This is a genomic window from Pedobacter sp. GQ55, from assembly GCF_059758925.1.
This window is the reverse complement of record NZ_JCAXEI010000001.1, coordinates 722,076-743,310: the sequence shown is the minus strand read 5'-3', so window position 1 is coordinate 743,310 and position 21,235 is coordinate 722,076. Positions and strand designations below refer to the sequence as shown.

At 39.7% G+C, this 21,235-nt stretch carries 17 protein-coding genes and 1 pseudogene; 6 read left to right on the top strand and 12 right to left on the bottom strand.

The features are described 5' to 3' along the window. Positions 1 to 22: 22 nt before the first annotated feature. Entirely contained in the window at positions 23 to 613 is a 591-nt protein-coding gene (locus AC6CH7_RS03040; protein WP_498261283.1) for a porin family protein, read from the bottom strand. Between the two features lie 166 nt (positions 614 to 779). Between AC6CH7_RS03040 and AC6CH7_RS03035 the strand changes: the two genes are divergently transcribed. Then, on the top strand, positions 780 to 2,552 hold the full coding sequence (locus tag AC6CH7_RS03035; protein WP_498261282.1) for a sensor histidine kinase: 1,773 nt from the start codon (positions 780 to 782) through the stop codon (positions 2,550 to 2,552). 40 nt (positions 2,553 to 2,592) lie between these two features. Here AC6CH7_RS03035 and AC6CH7_RS03030 read toward each other — a convergent pair whose 3' ends face one another. Further along, positions 2,593 to 2,892 (bottom strand): hypothetical protein, encoded by a 300-nt coding sequence (locus AC6CH7_RS03030; protein WP_048904240.1) that lies wholly within the window; start codon positions 2,890 to 2,892, stop codon positions 2,593 to 2,595. A gap of 181 nt (positions 2,893 to 3,073) precedes the next feature. Between AC6CH7_RS03030 and AC6CH7_RS03025 the strand changes: the two genes are divergently transcribed. Beyond that, positions 3,074 to 4,219 carry a tetratricopeptide repeat protein gene (locus AC6CH7_RS03025; RefSeq protein WP_498261281.1) on the top strand — a complete coding sequence of 382 codons (1,146 nt, stop codon included), beginning with the start codon at positions 3,074 to 3,076 and terminating at the stop codon, positions 4,217 to 4,219. On the opposite strand, the gene AC6CH7_RS03020 is transcribed toward AC6CH7_RS03025, so the two are convergent. The 3 genes from AC6CH7_RS03020 to AC6CH7_RS03010 are packed head-to-tail and all read right to left on the bottom strand — an operon-like array spanning position 4,220 to position 7,344. Beyond that, the gene (locus tag AC6CH7_RS03020) at positions 4,220 to 4,804 is read right to left on the bottom strand and encodes a riboflavin synthase (protein WP_498261280.1); all 585 of its coding nucleotides are present in this window, start codon (positions 4,802 to 4,804) and stop codon (positions 4,220 to 4,222) included. It abuts the gene before it with no gap. 5 nt (positions 4,805 to 4,809) lie between these two features. Beyond that, on the bottom strand, positions 4,810 to 6,294 hold the full coding sequence (gene accC / locus AC6CH7_RS03015; protein ID WP_498261279.1) for an acetyl-CoA carboxylase biotin carboxylase subunit: 1,485 nt from the start codon (positions 6,292 to 6,294) through the stop codon (positions 4,810 to 4,812). Between the two features lie 9 nt (positions 6,295 to 6,303). Then, positions 6,304 to 7,344, bottom strand: coding sequence for a threonine aldolase family protein (locus AC6CH7_RS03010; RefSeq protein WP_498261278.1), 1,041 nt, complete (start codon positions 7,342 to 7,344; stop codon positions 6,304 to 6,306). Positions 7,345 to 7,777: 433 nt separating this feature from the next. Between AC6CH7_RS03010 and AC6CH7_RS03005 the strand changes: the two genes are divergently transcribed. After that, a complete protein-coding gene (locus tag AC6CH7_RS03005; protein ID WP_048904235.1) occupies positions 7,778 to 8,635 on the top strand; it encodes an N-acetylglucosamine kinase in 858 nt (285 codons plus the stop codon). A gap of 76 nt (positions 8,636 to 8,711) precedes the next feature. Here the strand turns inward: AC6CH7_RS03005 and AC6CH7_RS03000 are convergent, their stop codons facing one another. Next, positions 8,712 to 9,401, bottom strand: coding sequence for an NUDIX hydrolase (locus tag AC6CH7_RS03000; protein WP_048904234.1), 690 nt, complete (start codon positions 9,399 to 9,401; stop codon positions 8,712 to 8,714). A 423-nt stretch (positions 9,402 to 9,824) separates the two neighbouring features. On the opposite strand from AC6CH7_RS03000, the gene pfkA reads away from it, so the two are divergent. From pfkA to gap, 3 genes are read left to right on the top strand one after another with little or no spacing between them, the layout of a single operon-like run. After that, complete coding sequence (gene pfkA, locus AC6CH7_RS02995) at positions 9,825 to 10,811, top strand: 6-phosphofructokinase (protein ID WP_498261277.1); 987 nt, start codon at positions 9,825 to 9,827, stop codon at positions 10,809 to 10,811. Between the two features lie 2 nt (positions 10,812 to 10,813). Next, complete coding sequence (locus tag AC6CH7_RS02990) at positions 10,814 to 11,656, top strand: hypothetical protein (protein WP_498261276.1); 843 nt, start codon at positions 10,814 to 10,816, stop codon at positions 11,654 to 11,656. Between the two features lie 4 nt (positions 11,657 to 11,660). Continuing rightward, positions 11,661 to 12,659, top strand: coding sequence for a type I glyceraldehyde-3-phosphate dehydrogenase (gap, locus tag AC6CH7_RS02985; RefSeq protein ID WP_498261275.1), 999 nt, complete (start codon positions 11,661 to 11,663; stop codon positions 12,657 to 12,659). A gap of 224 nt (positions 12,660 to 12,883) precedes the next feature. Here gap and AC6CH7_RS02980 read toward each other — a convergent pair whose 3' ends face one another. The 6 genes and pseudogenes from AC6CH7_RS02980 to AC6CH7_RS02955 form a co-directional block, all read right to left on the bottom strand. Next, entirely contained in the window at positions 12,884 to 13,717 is an 834-nt protein-coding gene (locus tag AC6CH7_RS02980) for a hypothetical protein (RefSeq protein WP_498261274.1), read from the bottom strand. A gap of 18 nt (positions 13,718 to 13,735) precedes the next feature. Further along, positions 13,736 to 17,032, bottom strand: coding sequence for a TonB-dependent receptor (locus AC6CH7_RS02975; protein ID WP_498261273.1), 3,297 nt, complete (start codon positions 17,030 to 17,032; stop codon positions 13,736 to 13,738). 247 nt (positions 17,033 to 17,279) lie between these two features. Beyond that, a complete protein-coding gene (locus AC6CH7_RS02970) occupies positions 17,280 to 18,461 on the bottom strand; it encodes a FecR family protein (RefSeq protein ID WP_498261272.1) in 1,182 nt (393 codons plus the stop codon). 66 nt (positions 18,462 to 18,527) lie between these two features. Continuing rightward, positions 18,528 to 19,121 (bottom strand): RNA polymerase sigma factor, encoded by a 594-nt coding sequence (locus AC6CH7_RS02965; protein ID WP_498261271.1) that lies wholly within the window; start codon positions 19,119 to 19,121, stop codon positions 18,528 to 18,530. Between the two features lie 290 nt (positions 19,122 to 19,411). Next, positions 19,412 to 20,878 carry a prolyl oligopeptidase family serine peptidase gene (locus AC6CH7_RS02960; protein WP_498261270.1) on the bottom strand — a complete coding sequence of 489 codons (1,467 nt, stop codon included), beginning with the start codon at positions 20,876 to 20,878 and terminating at the stop codon, positions 19,412 to 19,414. Positions 20,879 to 21,090: 212 nt separating this feature from the next. Continuing rightward, positions 21,091 to 21,231 (bottom strand): annotated as a pseudogene (locus AC6CH7_RS02955) (transposase); the annotation flags it as partial. Between the last annotated feature and the right edge of the window lie 4 nt (positions 21,232 to 21,235).

The window sequence follows — 21,235 nt, the reverse complement described above, 5'->3', positions numbered from 1 at the left end:
AAATGTTAATAACTTGATATTTCTAAAACAATGTATAAGCTAAACCTAAGGTAAACAAACTAAGTTTTGTATCATCATAGCCATCTTTCCCTATTTTAGAAAGCCCTTGTTCGAATCTTAAATCGATACCTAATTTTTTGATATCTAAGCCCGCACCAAATTGCCAAGCAAAGTTCTGACCTTTAAAATTACCAGAAAATGCTTCTCCGACAGCCTTTTTAACTGACTGACTGTCATCTACGATAAAGGAAACCACCGGACCTGTATTGAGGCGCACGCCAATGCCTGCAGCTCCTATTTTTGTTCCTATTAAAACAGGAACATCCACGCTGGTAAATTTCACTTCATTCTCGGCACCGTCACTTTCTCTTTTTAATGTGGTGTTTTTTCCGCTTATGTATAATTCCGGCTGTAAATGAATACCGGCGCCACCAACACGCGCCCATAAACCACCATAGAATCCAGCTCTGTTATCGCTGCTAAGCGTATTTTCTTTACTCAATTTAGACAAGTTGGCTCCTGCCTTTAAACCTAATTGGAAACTTGGTAAAAGTTGACTAAATGCCGCCAGGTTAAAGCAAACAAATAATGCGGATAAGATTAATTTTTTCATATTAGAATGATTTGTATTTTATTAATTAACGGACTATTACTATGTAAAACTAAGAATATTTTTAATTTGTAACTAAATTACGTAGTTTTATCTTAAAAAGATCAACACAATATCATTGCTGTCCTCTTATCCCTCATTATTATTATTTATTACTTTACCAATTTAAATGGATTTTACATTTAATTTATACTCGATTGTTCTAATTTTATTTGGCGCAGCTACGCTCCTGCTCTCTTATTATATCTGTAGAAAAGAAGGAGGAGCCGTTCGCTTTTTTGGCATTATGATGTTCTCAAGTGCCATATGGTCGTTAGCGTATGGCTTTGAATTGGCTAGCACCACAATTGAGCAAGCAAAACTTTGGATAAGTATTGAGTATATAGGTATCTCCATGCTCCCGTTATCCTGGCTGCTATTCTGCTTAAAGCTATCAGGGAAGGATCGTTGGTACCAGAATAAAATCAATATGTTTTTTTTAATCGCCACAGCAGTTATTCCCACATTAATGGTCTGGACTAATGATTATCACCATTTGCATTTTAAAAGCTACCATATGGACTCTACAGGGGGTTTTCCAATGGTCGCTCTTGAAATGGGACCATCATTTTGGATATTCACTTTATATTTCTATCTGTTATTGGCTACTGGAAGCTATTTATTATTCATCACATTCCGCAAATCAGACCCCATTTACAAAAGTCAAAACTATAGCATAATAGTAGCTGCATTTATACCTTGGGTAACAAACATCACCTATTTTTTGGGGTTTAGACCTTTCGGCCAACTCGACATTACTCCCTTTGCATTTATTATTACAGTATTTTTAATCACCATTGCCATCTATCGCTTTAAGCTCTTTGATATTTTACCCGTTGCAAGAGAAAAAGTATTAGAACTAATGCAAGATGGTTTCGTTATCCTGGATAGCAAAAACAGGGTAATTGATTATAACTCTTCTTTCAGAAGATATTTATCAGATATTAAGAAAAATAAAATAATAGGAACTCAGATTGAAGCGCTTTTTCCCGATCACAAAAAACTTGCAACATTGATAAAAGAAAGGCAATCGGGAAAAATAGAAATAAAAATAGAAAACCATAACGGATCATTTGAACTGGAAGCTGAAATTAGAACGTTAAATGAAAATCAGCTTAAATTAAATAGTGAGGCAGTAATTATAAAACTCCAGGACCTTACTACACTAAGAAAAGAAGCCCTACGATCTAAATCACAAACAACAGAACTTCAACAACTTAATCAGCTTAAAGACAGGGTATTTTCAATAATTGCTCATGATTTAAGGGGGCCTTTGGTTAACCTTGGACAAATTCTTAAAATGACATCCGAAGATGTGATTACAATTGAAGAATTCAAAGCGCTGTCCCCCACTTTAAGCAAAGACATTTCATATACCACAGAACTTTTAGATAACATTTTGCATTGGTCTAGAAGCCAATTAAAAGGTTACGGAATCAATAGGGACCTTTTTGATCTAAAAAGCATACTAGTCAATGAAATCAACTATCATTTACCGGCCGCAGAAGCAAAAAGTATTCGAATAGTACAGGATGTTTTTCCGGGTGAGATGGTTTATGCCGATAGATTGATGATACAGATTGTGGTTAGAAATATATTAAATAACGCCATTAAATTTTGTAACGAAAATTGTGAAATACACATTACCGCTGTGTATAAGAAAGGTGGCTTTGTTGAGCTGTGTATTGAGGACAATGGTATTGGAATGTCAGAAATTGCACTCAAAAAAATACATAATGGAGATAACATATCCACAAGAGGTACAATGAATGAGAAAGGCACGGGATTAGGCCTGGTGATATGCAAAGAATTTATGGAAAAAAATGGCGGCAAGCTTATAGTAAAAAGTAAATTAGGTAAAGGATCTTCTTTTTACATATATCTACCGGTAGACGTAAAGTAAAATGCCCACAAGTTGCGGGCATTTTACTGTGTTTAGATTTTTATTTACCTGTGGCGTCGTTTATAGCTTGCTGCTCTTTTAATGCATCAACATTATTTTTGTTACCAAAGTTTTGAGTTTTATCTGCAAAATAATCGAGTATGCCAACAATAGTATCCAAATTATCTGAAACTCTCTGATGCATATCAGGCAAATCTTTCTCTAACCTTTTATCTCCAAGTTCTATATTATCAACTTCAATTTTCCCTATTTTTTGAATTATTGCCTGTTGTGAGTGCTGTAAGTCTTCTAATTCTCTTACGATTTTCTGCATCAATTCAAACTTCTTTAAAGTATCCATATTCGTATTTTAATTAAGATTAATATTCATTTTATATTATAATTCAACCAATTACCCTGCCAATATGTTTTGATTTTTTATAATGAGATCGTCCGGGTATCGTTATATACGTAAATAAATAGGGACAAAATTTGCAATACCAACAAATAACTAATACTTTAGTTGTTTAAATATTACCCGTATGAAAAGAGCACTTCTTGTATTTTTTGCAGTTATTTCTTGCCAGATTAGTTACGGACAGAGTAAAGCTGTTCTTGATAATGAGAAACTCCTGGAATATTACCAAACGCAAAAATATATTGATGCCGCTCAATATTTAAAAAGCATTTATGCCGAGGATACTCAGGATGAAAAAGAAATATCGCAGCTTGCTTATGCCAATATGATGGCCGGCAAACTTCCAGAAGCAGAAAAAAATTATTTAAAGCTCCACGATAAACAACCTCAGAATTTACCTGTATTGTTTAGCCTTGCCAACATCAACCTTAGAAGAGGTAACGATGAAAAAGCTAAAGCCTATTACATGGATATCCTTAAAATCGACAGCACAAATTTTACGGTGTATAAGCAGCTGGCAAATTTAAATAAGGGTGAAATGAACCTGGCTAAAATAGGCTATCTGGAAAAAGCGAATGAAATAAATCCTATTGACCCGGATGTGGTATTTGATTTATGTGAGCTATATTTTAAAATGAACTTTTTTGACAAAGCAAGTAATATATTACGACCGGCCTTAGATGCCGACAGCACCAATCTGCAATTGCTCAAAATGAAAATGCCTATTAGTATGGCAAATAAAAAATATGATGAGGCTATCAAAACAGGCGAGAAATTATTAAGCTATGGTGACAGCTCGACCTTTGTCTTAAATAATCTGGGGAAATCTTATTTCTTCAATCTTGATTATAAAAATGCGTTAAAGAATTTTTTAGCGATAGAAAGCAAGTCGATGGACAGCGAAGCGCTATATTATGCCATTGGACTTAGTTACAGAGGAGTAAAAGATTACAAAAGCGCTATTCCCTACCTCGAAAAAGCAATACAAGAAGGCATATCAACCAAAATTGCCAGCTATTATGGGTTACTTGGAGATTCATTTGAAGGTGTAAACAAGAATACAGAAGCAAATACGGCTTACAAAAAAGGCCTCCAATTCGAAAATAACGGAAGCCTGTTGTATAATATCGCCCTTGTCTATGAAACAAAGCTTAACGACAAGAAGAATGCAATTGATTATTACGAGCAATACTTAAAAACAATCAATCCTAAGGAGCAAACAAAGCTGATTGGATTTATCAAAAACAAGATTGCCGAATTAAAAAGATAACTACCTGTTTACCAGTCTTGCAACATATTTACCTATAATATCAAACTCAAGGTTCACGGTACTATCTACAGTAACCTCATGTAAATTAGTATGTTCAAAAGTGTAAGGTATTATGAATACAGAAAATTCATCAATATCTGAATTCACTACCGTTAAGCTGATCCCATTAACAGATACTGATCCTTTTTCTACAGTAACATTCCCACTATTAGAATCGTACTTAAACCTGTACTCCCAGCTTCCATCGAGCTCAGTTCTCTTAATACATACTGCTGTTTGATCTACGTGGCCTTGAACAATATGTCCGTCCAATCTTCCGTTCATTAACATACAGCGCTCCAGATTTACTTTATTACCTATCTTTAGCTCATTAAGATTGCTTTTCTGCAGAGTCTCTTCTATTGCTGTAACAGTATGGGTATCGTCTGACAGCGCGACTACAGTTAAACACACTCCATTATGCGAAACACTTTGATCTATCTTAAGCTCGTTACTTAAATTTGATTTTACAATATAATGTTTGTTTGTTCCTTCCGATATTATATCTGTAACCTCCCCAAGTGTTTCTATTATTCCTGTAAACATATTTATTAATTAAACTTAACTCTATTTTTCCTCCAGTTGCTTACTACTTCCACCCGGTTTTGCGCTGGTATCACATCTGGTTTTCTCAATGAAATCACTGCGGTTAAAGCCGCCATCAGCGCCTCATCCTCATCTTCTTTTTTTAAACTTTCAGCACTAAAGTATTTGCTTACAAAATGGGTGTCAAAATTACCCTCTTTAAAAGCAGCGTGCTGCATTACAAATTTCCCAAAAGCAAGGGTAGTTTTTATACCCGTAATGTCATATTCATCAATGGCACGGATCATCCGTTCAATTGCCTCTTCCCTATCCTTGCCGTATGTGATTAATTTTGCAATCATTGGATCATAATAGATCGGAATTTCCATTCCCTGTTTAAAACCATCATCAACACGTACTCCGTTCCCCTTTGGTGTATTATATGTTTGCAATACACCTATATCCGGCAAGAAATTGTTTTCCGGGTCTTCAGCATAAACCCTCAGTTCAAGAGCATGTCCGTTAATCTTTAAGTCCTCTTGTTTATAGGAAAGTTTTTCGCCTCTGGCAATCTTAATCTGTTCTTTTACCAGATCCAAACCCGTTATCATTTCAGTAACGGGATGTTCCACCTGAAGTCTGGTATTCATTTCAAGGAAGAAGAAATCAAGATTTTCATCCAGAATAAATTCAACCGTTCCCGCTCCTACATAACTTACAGAACGCGCCACATCTACTGCACAAGCGCCCATTTTTCTACGCGTTTCTTCGGTTAGAATACTAGATGGCGCCTCTTCAATTACTTTCTGATGTCTTCTTTGAATAGAACATTCACGTTCAAACAAATGAACAATATTACCATGAGTATCACCAAGAATTTGAATTTCTATATGCCGTGGCGATGAAACATAGCGTTCAATAAATACAGATCCATCACCAAAAGCTGATGTAGCTTCGCTAACCGCCAATTGCATTTGTTCCTCAAAGTCAGCCGCTTGTTCCACCACTCTCATTCCTTTTCCACCGCCACCGGCAGCAGCTTTAATCAAAATGGGGAACCCAACTTCAACGGCCCTTATCTTTGCTTCTTCAATATCCGTAATTGCTTCTTCGGTGCCCGGAACCATAGGAATATTATATCTCAAGGCAGCGGCTTTGGCCGATAATTTATTACCCATAATTTCCATTGCCTCTGGAGTGGGACCAATGAGAATTAATCCTGATTCTTTAACCAATCTTGCAAAGCCTGCATTTTCTGATAAAAAACCATATCCGGGATGTATTGCTTCAGCTCCGGTAACCTTACATGCCTCTATTATTTTTTCTCCTATCAAGTAGGATTGATTTGACGGAGCCGGGCCAATGCAAATTGCTTCATCCGCATAAAGTACATGCAACGCTTCCCTATCAGCTTCAGAAAATACAGCAACTGTTTTTATTCCCATTTCACGTGCAGAACGCATAATGCGCAATGCGATCTCACCTCTGTTGGCTATAAGAATTTTATTCATCTGTTAAAGTTATTTATGGGCAATTGGATGCAAATGTATTATGTTTTCGATTGCCATATCTATCATTTGCGAAGAAACATCCAAATGAGTAACCATTCTAATTGTATTTGGACCAGTGGTATTACAGGCAATGCCCTTTTCGGCTAATAGATGAACGATATCATTAGCTCTAAATCCTGGCGCTACATCAAATAGTACAATATTTGTTTGGACAGGTAATACAGACGACACATAATTAACTTCACTTAAAGCACTTGCCAATACTGCGGCGTGCTGATGATCGATCGCTAAACGCGCAACATGATGATCTAACGCATAGATACCTGCTGCGGCTAAAAAACCTGCCTGTCTCATCCCGCCACCAAATGCCTTGCGTATCTTCCTTGCCTTTTTAATTGTTTCCTGAGATCCAAGCAGCACAGAGCCTACGGGAGCACCGAGTCCCTTTGATAAGCAAACCGATATTCCATCGAAATATTTCCCATAATCTTTTGCATGGTCGCCGGTAGCAATTAAAGCATTAAATATCCTTGCTCCATCCAGATGAAGTTTTAATCCTTTAATATTACATAATGTGTGAATGGGCTCTATTTGATCTAAAGTATAAGCTATCCCTCCCCCTTTATTTACAGTATTCTCTAAAACTACCAGGCTTGAATTTGGATAGTGAATATTATTTTCATTTATTTCCGGTTCAATTAACTCTGGTGTTAATATCCCTCTGTTTCCATACAACAGGCGAACTGAAGCCATAGAGTGATAAGCGATACCGCCTCCCTCATAACGATACACGTGAGATGTTTGGTCACATATCACCTCGTCCATAGGCTGTGTAAAACACTTAATTGCAATCTGATTGGTCATTGTACCTGATGGACAAAACAATCCGGCTTCCATATTAAATATGTTTGCCAGTTTTCTTTCCAATTCATTTACAGTCTCATCTTCGCCAAAAACATCATCACCTATTTTTGCACTCATCATAGCTGCCCGCATTTCTGCTGTAGGTTTTGTTACTGTGTCGCTTCTAAAATCAACTTTTATTGCCATGTTATTTTTTACTGAATACAAAGATTTATTTTTAATGTTTCTAATGAAAGAGGGATTGATAATTTTACAAAATACAATATAAAATAACGCTTTTAGATAAAAAAAGAATTAACAGCGGCTTTAAACAGATAAAAATCATATTATCGTTCATTTTTAACCAAAAAACTACTATTATAGCGGCTGTAACCTAAATTCATAAAAACAAGAAATTTTATAATTTGGATTTTAAAATAACAAGTGTATTTTAGCCTTAGTGTTTATTTAACAATATGGTAATCAAAAAATCACGAGCAAAATTAAAAAAAACACTGTTTTTAAGCATTTAAAGGCAGAAAACTAACAACTAACCAAAACTAAAAAATTAAATTTATGAAAAAAAACCATACGAAAGTTGTAGGATTATTTACTTTTATCCCGAAAAAATCAAATTAAGATGATAGTTATTGCAGATGGTGGTTCAACTAAAACCAATTGGTGTTTAATTAATGAGGCTGGTAGAAAAATTCATTTTAATACAGAGGGCTATAACCCGTACTTTTCGAGCACAGAGTACATAGTAGAGTCATTAAGAAAAACCTTACCTGATCACTTGGAAACTGACAAGTTGAAAGAGGTAAATTATTATGGAGCGGGCTGTTCTACAGACGCCAAACGTAAAATTGTTGCTGATGCAATGAAGCAGGTTTTTCCTAATGCGGAGATCAATATTGGTCATGACTTATTAGCTTCATGCAGAGCATTATTAGGTGATGAGCCTGGTTTTGCCGCAATTTTAGGAACAGGAACAAACTCATGTTTATACGATGGAAAAGACATCACTTTAAACATTGATTCACTTGGATATTTCCTTGGTGATGAAGGAAGTGGCTGTTTCATTGGAAAAAGAATTCTTTCAGACTATATGAAAGGTTATATGCCAAAAGGGCTTAGAGAAAGTTTCTATGACAACTTTGCATTAACCAACGAAGATATTTTTGATCATATTTATAACAAACCATTGCCAAATCGCTTCTGCGCGAGCTTTAGTAAGTTTTTATATGACTTCAAAGACAACTATGAGGATTATACTTTCTCTACTGTTGAATATGCATTTACTGCATTCTTTGAAAACCTTGTAATTCATTATCCTAACTATAAAGAGCATTCGTTAAACTGCGTAGGTTCTGTTGGTTATAGCTTTAGAGATATATTAAGTATAGTAGCAGACAGATATGAAATGGGTGTTGGTAAAGTTATCCGCTCACCTATAGATGATCTAGTTGATTACCACTTATTAGTAGCCAACAAGTAATAGCAAATAAGCACAATAAAAAGGGCCAGTTTCAATGATTCTGGCCCTTTTTATCTTTTTATTGTGTAGCAAATACTTAAAAGGAAATCTCCTTTTCAAACAATTTGGCATACTTTCTCTTGTCAAATTTATACAAGGTAGCCGCCCTAAAGGAAACACCCTGTTGCTTCTCCTGAAGGTCTCTTAACACGCCGAAGCTTAACATTTTCTTTCTAAAATTTCTTTTATCCAATTTCTTGTTCAAGATAATTTCATAAACATTCTGCAGCTGGGTTAGTGTAAACTTCTCCGGCAAAAGCTCAAACGCTATTGGCTGATGTTTAATACGACGCTTGATCTTTTCAAGCCCTTTATCAAAAATCTGCTGATGGTCAAATGCCAACCTTGGCAAATCCTTTACATTAATCCAGTGTGCCCGCTTTGCATAGGTACTAATGGGCTTTACAGCCTTATCGCCGCCTAAACGCAAAAGTGCATAGTAGGCAATACTTACTACCCTTCCTTGTGGATGTCGGTTAACATCGCCAAAAGTGTAGTATTGTTCCATATAAATGTTACTTAGTCCGGTGAGCTCGTTTAAGATCCTGGAGGCCGATTGATCTAGACTTTCAACTTCTCCAACAATATTACCCGGCAATGCCCACCAGTCTTTAAACGGCTCTTCATTTCTCTCGATTAATAGGATCTTTAATTCTCCCTCGTCGAATCCGAACACCACACAGTCAATCGAAAAAGTGGAATCAAACTTTGGTAAGACTTCTTTCAAAATATTAAATATTAATTACGCTAATTACTCGTTATACAATACCTCTAAATATAATTAAAGGTGGTTTCATTTGTTGTAAAATCCAAATTACAATCTCCTATTTTATCAAAAACTGTATATGAATTTCTCCATAAAGATAGATAAGAATCCCAATTTAGCAATACATAACGTTTACTCTTGGATTTATTTTCGAACTTCCTCTTTCATTAAATAATCCGTTAAGTAAAACAATAAGTATGCTTCTATTTTACTTTTTTTCCATTCCTTTGAAACCGGGTTCAAGCTAGGCACTTATTCTTCTGTTTCAATATATTAAATTTTTAAATATTAAAGCAAATAAATATACTTGTCCCCAAATTACACAGAAAATACAAAATAAATTACTTAGTGTAAAAAATACACCCTATATTCGTATAATAAATCATGAAACCAAATATCAAAAATATCGCTGTGTTGACATCTGGAGGAGATGCTCCGGGAATGAATGCTTGTATTAGAGCTGTAGTAAGAACCGGAATATACAATGGTATAAATATGTTTGGAGTTTTGCAGGGATACCAGGGATTAATAAACAACAATATTAATCCAATGGATGCAAGGTCCGTAAGTAACATTATCCACCTCGGAGGAACAATATTAAAAACAGCACGTTGTCTGGATTTCAAAACTGAAGAAGGACTAGATCTTGCTTTTGAAAATTTAAAAGCAAGAGACATAGATGGACTAATTGTCATCGGTGGAGACGGAACTTTCACTGGAGCCCTGAGATTTGCAAAAAAGCATGGCGTAAAGGTTATAGGTATTCCAGGAACTATTGATAATGATTTATACGGATCAGATTTCACGTTAGGATATGATACCGCAATAAATACAGTTATTGAAGCCATTGACAAAATCAGAGATACAGCCGACTCACATGACAGGTTGTTCTTTATTGAAGTAATGGGCAGAGATTCTGGATGTATCGCTTTAAGAAGTGCAATTGCCAGTGGTGCAGAAGCTGTTTTGTTACCTGAAAGAGAAACTAGTGTTGATGAATTGGTAGCTCAACTGGAAACAGGTGCATCTACTAAAAAATCTTCGAGCATCGTTATTGTTTCTGAAGGACATAAAGATGGTGGGGCCTATGACATTGCCAAAAAAGTGAAAGAAAGGTTTAACCACTATGATACAAAAGTGACTATCTTAGGCCACCTTCAACGAGGAGGCAGCCCGAGTAGTTTTGACAGGATACTTGGAAGCAGGCTTGGCTTTGCTGCTGTAAATGAACTTTTGAAAGGGAACACCATGCGAATGGTTGGCCTACGTGGTAATGATATACACACAACCACTATTGAAGAAGCACTTACAAAGCACAGCTTTAAATTGGAAAGTGATTTATTGGAAATGACTAAAGTCTTATCAATATAAATATGATTGCAGTAGTTTATAGCGGATCAAAAACAGCGTTCTGGAAAATTGCACGGGATGGTAAAACCATTGCCGAATGCACTATGCCCGGCATTAATCCCTGTTTTAATGATCAGAAAGCAGTACTGCAATTTTTAAACAAAAAGGCTACACTGATTAATCATGCCGAAAGCATAAAGAAAATATATGTGTTTGCCGCAGGAGCTTCCTCAGTAGAAAGAAGAAACGAATTGGCAGAAACGCTTGGAATCTTCTTTAAGTACAGCAAGATCACCGTTAGGGATGATCTGTATGGGGCAGCAATTTCTGCATGCTACAATAACAGTGGCATTGTAGGGATATTGGGCAGTGGTGCCAACTGTGCATATTTTGATGGTAAAAGTCCTGAGAAAAACAACTTTGGCCTTGGATTTATTCTAGGTGACGAAGGCTCAGCGACTTATCTGGGAAAGATTCTGGTAAAGGACTTTCTTCAGGAAAAGTTACCAAAAGATTTACAAAGTGAGTTTCAGGTTAAATATAATCTTGACAGACCGCAAATACTTGAGCGTGTGTATAAAAAACCAATGGCTCAGCAGTTTTTCAGTTCTTTCTTCGATTTTTTCCTTGAGAACCGCAACCATAAATATATACTAGATCTAATAGATAAAGCGTTTGAAAGTTACTTCAAAATATATCTGTTGCCAACAATAAAGCTACACCCTGGAAAGGAAATACATTTTGTGGGCCTTGTTGCAGGAACATTTCAGGAGCAATTACGAGAAACAGCAGGAAAACACGGATTAAAAATAACATCAATTACTAAAGAACCAATATATAATTTACTAAACTACTATTCAAATTAATAAGATGAGCAAAATTGGAATAAACGGCTTTGGCCGTATCGGCAGACTGGTTTTTAGAGCTGCTTTAAAAAGAGGATTAGATATCGTTGCAATCAATGACTTAGTTGAGCCTGATTACATGGCTTATATGTTAAAGTATGATACTACACATGGTCGTTTTGATGGTACTATCGCTGTAGAAAATGGAAATCTTGTAGTAAACGGAAAGACCATCCGTATCACTGCTGAAAGAGATCCGGCAAACTTAAAATGGAATGAAGTTGGTGTAGAAACTGTTATTGAGTCAACTGGTTTATTCTTAACTCAAGAAGATGGTGCAAAACACATTGCTGCTGGTGCAAAAAGAGTAGTATTCTCTGCTCCGGCAAAAGACGATACCCCTACTTATGTAATGGGTGTAAATCATCATAAATTAACTGCAGACCAAACTATCGTTTCAAATGCATCTTGTACTACTAACTGCTTGGCACCAATTGCTAAAGTATTAAATGATAATTTTGGTATCGTAGAAGGTTTAATGAGTACTATTCACGCGGTAACTGCAACTCAAAAAACAGTTGACGGTCCTTCAGCTAAAGACTGGAGAGGCGGACGTGGTGGTTTCTCTAATATCATCCCTTCATCAACAGGTGCTGCAAAAGCTGTAGGCTTGGTACTTCCTGAATTAAAAGGTAAATTAACTGGTATGTCTTTCCGCGTTCCTGTAGCCGACGTTTCTGTAGTCGATCTTACTGTACGTTTGGAAAAACCTGCTACTTACGAAGACGTAAAAAAAGCCATGAAAGCTGCCTCTGAAGGTGAGTTGAAAGGCGTATTAGCATATACTGAAGATGAAGTGGTTTCTTCTGATTTTATCGGCGATGAGCATGCATCAATTTTTGACGCTAAAGCTGGTATTTCATTGAATGATAACTTCGTTAAAGTGGTTTCTTGGTATGACAACGAATGGGGCTATTCTAATGCATTAGCTAAATTCGTAGAGTACTACGGAAACTTAAAGTAAAACCCGTTCATACAGGTTTATATTTGGTTAGAAAAGGGATGTGCGTGGATGCGACATCCCTTTCTTTGTTTCTAAGCCTCTTATACCCCATGTATTTCAACTAGTTAGACTCCAAACTAAGGTTCAACATGTGTTAATAATTCTGTTACTTGTATTGCAATATTGAATGCTAATATAGAGATTTAAGCCCTGTATCGAAGGTCTTGTCCTATCCCTATCGGCCACTAATCCGCATAGAGCACATTGATCACCACTTCATAAAAATCCTCCCCTTTTTTGATAAAAGGAGGAGCTTCACCCCATGCTTTCAGGGAGGTTAAATAAAGAGTAAATACATTTTTGATATTCTGTGGATCCGGATATGTCGGATAGAACGCACTGGTGCGGTATGTTGAACCGCCGTGATCAAGTATCGTTTCTCCTGTCGCGCTATTGATGAATTCAAAATAATACTGTGCGTCCAGCCCACCATCGGGGACACCGTCCGGTAAGACCACATAGGTGGCATCGTCTATTTGCCTGCTAACGTTACTGATGGTGCCCACCTCAGCAAAATATTCATTCCAGTCTTCGTCACTGTACTTTACTGTTACCTTGATATCTGTCTGCGCAAAAGGGATGAGATCCTGCGCGTAATTGGCAATTTTCAACTTGATATGCCCCTCCGGGGCAGCCTCTTCTGAGGACTGTGCATGCGGGTCAATAAATTTAACCGGGGAATCCGTCGTAGGCTGAAAAAGATAATACTCCTGTTTTTCGCCAGGCATCACCTCGATCGTCGTATCGCATACCACCTGATTGTTGCGGGTATCATAAAATTCAAATGTTCCCTTCCCCTCCACTACCCGGACCTTACCGGGACTAAAATCCCAGTCGATGGGGTGTCCATTGTATCGCAAAGCGATAGCCGGGCCGGCGTCCGTTTGAAGAGTTGTTAAGCGTGCATCAAAATAAACATCTACAAAATTATGATATGATTTCACGTATTCGTTTTTTTTACAGGAAGATAACCCTGATACCATCAGGAATACTAACCAAATTACTGCTATTTTCTTCATCGTATTATTATATTGCGGTTAAAAATTATAGGTCAGCGACAGGCTAATGCGCTGTCCTTCCTTTCGGCGGTACATGATGGTATCGCCGTCTTCTTTATTGAATTTATTGTCGCCCTTGTGAGGCACCCAATCAGCGCCCTCGGTGCCGCCGGTCATCAACTCCGAATTGCGGTAAAAAAGTGTCCATTTGTTCAACAGGTTGGCCATATTCAGCTTTAGCTCCGCTTTTTTCTTAAAAAACCGTGCATAGAACTGTGCATCCAATTGGCCGGGCGTCTTTTCATATTCCACGGCGTTCTCGATTCCGGCCGTGAGGTTGGTCCGGTATCCCCGTTGGTTGTAGCTCGCTGTAACTCCAAACCGGTCTCCCCAGTACCCCATTCCGAGGTTGAGCAACCAGGGCGATTGTCCGAGTAAGGGCCTGTCCTGTTCCCCTAACTTTTCCTGTCTGAACTCTGAGTTGCCTTGTTCATCGATGACCTTTGCACGCCAGCCTGTCATCACCTTCACATTGGACTTCAGCAAACTTCCGTTGCCATAGACAAAGATATCATCCCACCATTCGTGATCACCGAGGAAGCCCAGGTGCTTACGAACCTCCATTTCCAGCCCCAGGTTGGTTGCCGATTCCATATTGGCGAAGGAGTAATATTCACCCTGTACCTGATCTTTGATCAGTTCTATAGGGCGGTCCAGGTATTTGTAATAGCCTGTCAGGGAAATGATCTCTCCAGGGGAAGGGTACCACTCCAGGCGCATATCCAGGTTGTCTATCAGGGTAGACTCCACCCGGTCTCCGCTGATGTTGGCATCCAGCTCATAGTCATAAAACCCGAAAAAAGAGCTTTCCCGGAAATCAGGACGGATAACCGTACGCGAATAGGACGAGCGTACATTGAAGTCTCTAGTCACCTCATAAGTAGCATTGATCGATGGCAGCCAGCGCCAGCCGCTTTCCATCACTCCCTTCCGAAAACTGATGAACTCATCGGGATTGGGCCCGTATTGCCGCTTGAGCAGATCCTCCTGACTGCTGTTCAGCTGGAAGGATTCACCCCTTACACCATACACTAGGCGCAGCCTGTCCCACATTTTCTGGTCGGCCATCGCAAACACCGAATGCGATTGGATTCGTCCGTCAAAGATTGGACCATTGGTCTGCTGCGCCCAGTAGTAGGCCTGATTGGCGCCACTGCCCATATTGGCCGGATTCAGTACTTCCTCATAAGATGCTTCTATTAAGCTGCCCCGCGAGGCATATGGAATCATCCGCAGCAAAGCTAGGTCGCGCCGCTTGTCATAACCCTGATAACCCAGTTTTACCAAGGTACTGACGGTACCGCCTGTGCCAAAAGCCCTGGAAAAGCCGGTCGCCCAGTTGTAATCCTTTTCATTCACATGCGTCCACATGCGCGAATCTGCCGACACCGCATCGGTACCTGCCTGCGCCGGCGTAGCGATATTGGGCGTTTGAAAATAATATTGATCGCCGATCTGCATGGTCAGGAGGTATTTGAACTTACGCTCGTCCAAGATACGCTGGGTAATCTTATTGAAAGTGACCATCCCGGTCCCCTTGATATCCCAGGGCAGCTGGTATTCACCACTCAGTTGGTGCTGCTGCAACGCCATCGCTTCTGGCAATTGGTACTGCTCTTTGTACGGCTTTGGATTGTCACCGAGATCCGGATAATTCAGCCGGACGGCTTCATTGTAATTATTGCTGTAGGTGCGGGCATACATATTTTTCAATACTACCTTGACGCGGTTGCCCTGCAGCCCGAGGTTGGCCACCAGACCGCTATTGCTATTGGAACGGTACGATTTCCCTGCTCCATTGTATCCATACTTCGTACTATCGATGTACTGTACGCCTCCAAACGGGGCACCTCTCAGGTTGTTGAATTCGTACAGCTGCTGGTCATTGCGCAGGCTGGCACTTGCCGAAAAGCCGAAACGCATCCCATCGGAAAAATTGTACACCCGGCCCAGACTGAAGCGATAGTTCTGGTTTGGCCTCCCAGAGCTCCTGTAGAGTTTAAGCGGCTCTGCCGACAGGCGCTTCGACTGCGCTACAGCATCTAAGCTGCTATACGGAATACCGGAGCCCGGGTAGAGTTCCATCTGTTCAGTATCAGAACCGGGGATGCCCGGTGGCGGTGCGTCTTGATTCTGGAAACTCCAGGACTGAATCCCTTCGGGCTGCCTGGCCGATTGGTCAAAAAAACCAAAGTATTCGCTGGCATGCCGCTGCCCCAACCGGTACATGTCGCTGCCGGCGGACTGGCTGTTGAATCCCGATCCCACCTGGATACTCATGAAGTTTTGCTCGGGGATATCCAGCGTGTTGATGGATACCTGTCCGCCGGAAAACTCTGAAGACACATCTGGTGTAGCCGTTTTATTGACCACTACGCTACTGACCATCTCGGTGGGAATGATGTCGAAAGAAAAGTCGCGCTTGTTCATGGAGGTGCTGGGAACCGCCACGCCATCAAGCATCGCTTGATTGTATCTGTCAGACATTCCGCGCACCACTACGCTCTTGTTGTTAATGGTCGTCAGGCCAGAAATGCGTTTCAGCACCTGTCCCATGTCATTATCCGGCGTACGGGCAATTTGCTCGGCGCTGATGCCATCAGTAACCGAGGCGGCATTTTTCTGTGCCGCATACAGGCCTTCCACTGATGCTTTTTTGTAGGAAGATTTTACAACCACCTCTTTAAGTGAACTTGAGGATATCTTAAGCAGCACATCCAGCCTGGTCAGTTCACCCACTTTTACAACCACATCCGAAATGCGTTTAGTCTGAAAAGAGATGTAGCTTACCTCTACAGTGTAAGTACCAGGTTTTAAACTAATGTTGTAAGTACCGTCAATGCTGCTTTGAACACTCTGCCTTGTTTCTATAATTTTAACAGAGGCACCGGGCAAAGTTTCGCCCTTGTCGTCTACAATCTTGCCAAAAATACGGCCGGGCTGCTGACGAGCTGCCACCTTCAAACGAGTAACCTCAGGTACTGCCTTTTCTTTTATCAGGATCGTTTTTTCAAGGATTTCATATTCGAGAACCTGATCTTCGAACACCAGGTTCAGGGCCTCATCTAGCGATGTCTTTTTTACATTCAGGTCTACTGGTTTTCCTCTCCTTAGCAGTTCGGTGCTATAGAGCACTTCATAGCCCGTCTGCCTGTTAATCTGTTTCAATACGGTCTCCAGTGGGGCTTTTTTTACTGAAATGGTAATTTTTTGGGAAAACACTGCTGAGCTGACCTGCATACAGGCAAGTGTAATGATCAATGCTGTGAGTTTCATAGCACGTATAGTGTTAAATGACGATTTTCTACAGACCTTTTGCAGGGCTGCTCGCGTTCTCTTGCGGGGAACGTTAAAATTCATATTTTTGTTGAAGTTAAGCGGTTAAAAAACTTGATAATTTAATTGTTGCACGATTGATTACAGGCGCTTAATAATACCGGTAGCGTTCCACCGCTATCGGTTTTTACACCTTTGTTTGTACTGGCTTTAGGTCATGAGCAAGGGGGGGTTAAGAGTTAAATAATTATTTAGCTAATTCGATCTTCACGTTTTTGCCGGTAATGGTAAAATTGATCCCGCCGGTGATTTCCAGCATTTTCAGCACCCGAGATAAAGGGACATTCCTGGAAACCCCTCCGTTGAAATGCAATAAGGGCATGTTTTTATAATCTATATCGACATCATACCATCGCTCCAGCTGCTGCATTACCGTTTTCAGGTCATCGTCCTGAAAGCGGAACAGCCCGTTTTTCCAGGCCAGGGCGTTTTCGATATCCGCATCCTGTATCTTCATACCGCTTTCTGTAAGCAGAGACTGTTGTCCTGGCTTCAAAAATCTGGCAGCCAATCCTGTAGGTTTTACTTTTATGCTGCCTTCTGCAAGGGTTGTTTTTACAACCGGTTCATTGCTATAGGCATTAATGTTAAAGTGCGTCCCCAAAACCTCCACCTGCTGCTTTTTCGTAACCACCATAAAGGGCATCCTGCCGTTGTTCTTCATTACTTTTGCCACCTCAAAATAGACCTCACCAGTCATTTGGACTTTTCGTCCGTCTTTTGAAAAGGTTACCGGATAAATAAGTGATGAGCCCGAATTAAGCCAGGCATGTGTCCCATCGGGCAGAACTACCTGATATTGTCCACCCCTTGGCGTGGATATGGTATGATAAGCGATGCGTTCCTGATCAGCCGGGGATGTATGATTTGCTGTCGCTGGGCCTGAAAGCTCATAAACTAGTTTTCCCTCTTTTGTTTTTGTGATTTTAACTCCGGCCTCGCTGTCAAGTTTACCATTGGCCACATCTGTCAGTGATATACTTGTGCCATCAGAAAGGGTGAGGGTGGCTTTGTTGGTCCCCGGATAACTGTCGTTTACTAGGGAGATCTTCGGGTTCGTGTCTATAACGTCTGTTTTGAACAAAAACAAAAATCCGACAAAGATAATCAGGAATATAAAGCTCCCCAAAATCCTGACAGACGGGGCGTAGGTATTTTTCTTTTTTACAATAGGAAAATTCGTTTTTCTGCTGATTTTTGCAAAAAGCTGATTTTCGTAATTCTTTTTCTGCTGTTCATTAAACTGACCGGTAATATCTTCCTTACGCTCAAAATCCTCATATGCGACATCCAGCTCCAGAAGCTCTGCTGCCGTTGCTGTTCCGTTTTCCATTTTTTCAATCAGTTCCAGGAACCGTTCCTTATCCATCTTACTGCTCTTTACCTACAAGACACACTCGTAGCAAAAAACCGCTATTCTAAAAAAAACTTATTTTTAGATAGACAGCAGGTATAGTAAAAACAGGGCAAGGCTAAGGTTGTATTCACGAAAGTCAGCTCTCAGGATTTTCATCGCTTTACTGATATGCTTTTCTACTGTACTGAGAGAAATGCTCAGTTTTTCAGCTATCGTTTTATTGGGCAGATTTTCAATTTTACTCAGCAGGAATACTTCACGGCATTTTTCGGGCATTTTATGGGTAGCTATCTCCATCTTTTGCATAAGCTCTTTTACCTGAAGGGAATGGTCCGGGGTATATAATTGGAGCCGGTTTTCCTCCAAAATACTATTCAGATATTTTTGATGGATATGTTTGGAACGATAGAGATTCAGCACCCTGTGTTTAAGCGAAGTTTTGAGGTAGCCTTCAAGTGTGGTATTGATCTGTAAACTATTTCTGTTTACATAAAGGGTAATGAAAAGATCCTGTAGGATTTCCTCGGCCTCTTCAATGGAATCAAGTCTTTTATAGGCCGTATTTAGTAATGTTTCCCAGTACCTGTGATACAGTTCCCCAAAAGCCTGATGATCTCCGGATTTAAGCAATTGGGTCAGTTCTCTGTCTGTTAATACACTATACTTTGCCATGTTCTATTTGCCTGATGCAAAATCTGTTTGCAATATTAGGCATATTTTTAAGTCTTACCCCCCAGGAAACAGCACGTTTCAATGGTTTTAACAAACAAAAGTGTGCTATTGCATGCAAAAGCCTGTACTTAACGTTCTATTATTGAAATGATAATAAAAAATTCATATTAAAATTTAGTAAAGGCAGATACTAAAAAAATCCGCCTTTATACTGATTTAAGTGCCTTAGGCAAGAGAAACACTCATTTGACGTCAATGATCCTAGCCTTATTAAACTGATCCCGGCTGAATCAGTTTTCATTCTTAGAGAAAACTTCCTTGGCGAACCTGTACATTTCCAGGATGATTTCCTCATATTTATCTGAGCTGTATTTACCGTAAAAGGCGTGCATATAATTAGGATATATTTTCTGCTCCGCCCTGCCTCCTTTTTGTTTGATCGCATCACATAAAAGAAAAGACTGCTGATATGGAATAGTGATATCCGCAGTGCCATGAAATACGATAACTGCCGGGAGATTTTTGCCAGGGATATGATTTATAGGCGAAATCTCTTTTAATTTTGAGATATTATTGTTGTAATTCCTTAAGTATACATTTGATTTCCCAGGAAAACTGCCAACATGATCCTGATAGGTGAAATCGTATATACCATTTGTTCCTATAAATAATTTTGCCCCATTTTTCATTGCAGCCAATGATGCCAAAGGCGTACCGGCAGATCCGCCCGCATAGCCAAAACGGGTAAGATCCAAATTCCAAGCCTTAGCATTAGTTTTTACAAACTGCAGGGCAGCATCCAGTTCTTCCATCCCTTGATCAAAATGACCATTTTGTTGTCTAAGTGTATAGGATATTCTTACTCCGGCAATTCCTCTCGATGCCAGGTATTTAGACTGATTAACAAAACCATTCAAATTACCTCCGGCCCATCCTCCGCCATGAACGTAAATCACGAATGGAGAAGGCCCTTTTCCTTGTTTGGGAATATCAACTTCCATTTCCAATTTGTAACCGTTGTACGCTTTAAAGACGAAGGTCTGCGTGATACAATTGGTATAGTCGTCAGCCCGTATTTTATCTCCCCGATATTTGTAAGGGGTGCATAGATCCTGAAGGCTATCCAAATTAATGAGTTTTTCTATTTCTCCCCGGCGCTCGATTTCACATCCTTTTTCAGTTTGTTTTACCAACATTCCATAACGATTTTTTTGGGCATCTTCGGCATTCACGGTAAATATTTGTTCATACGGCTCGCGTAAGGGCACACCTACGGCGCTATAGGCCCCTTTAGCCACATACAGTTTATACGCTTCATTTTTTGTTAACGGTATATCTGGTACAAACTGAAAATAAGTACCCTTTCTTGATACCTTAAAACTTCCCTTGACTTGCTTGTTGGTTTTGATATCTACCACCTTGAAAGCGTTCTTCACGCTGACAGTATCTATCTGCGGTGAAAAATGCATAACTATTGGTGAGGTATTTTTCACTAAATTTTGGCTACCATTATAGGGCGCCGCATATAAAATATTTGGCGGAAGATTTGGCTCCAGGTAGCTGGAGAAAAACTTTTCAACAACCTCTTCCCTTCTATAACCCAAATCTGGCTGGAACCCTACGGCCATCTCATGACCTCTGTCCAGCATCGGTATGCCTAGCCAATTTGCATCCCGGTCAACCGAATAGGCTTTGACTACATCTGCCCAAACCCTCCAATGATTGGCCGGATCAAGTTTGCCAACTGCTGTGATCATGGGGGCATAATTATCTTTAACAAGTGCCAGGGACCTTCTTGTTCCATTTCCCATGGACTGGTAACCAACCTGAATGTTACTTGAAAATCCCAGATTAGGTTGAGAGCCGTAAGGTTCAACAGGCCCTTTCCATTCATCTGATGCTACATTGATATCAGGATCTCTTGCGGAATGAAGGGGTCAGTTTTGGGTTCTTCCTCACTTTTTGGTGGTTATGTGGGTTTCAGCACCAATCTTTTTCTGAGCAAGTCAAAGCTGGCCCTGCCATACATTTGCCGTTTGATAGTCTTTAGCTTATTTACATTGCCTTCTACCGGGCCATTGCTCCAAGGCAAGCTGATCGCATTTTCGATGGAC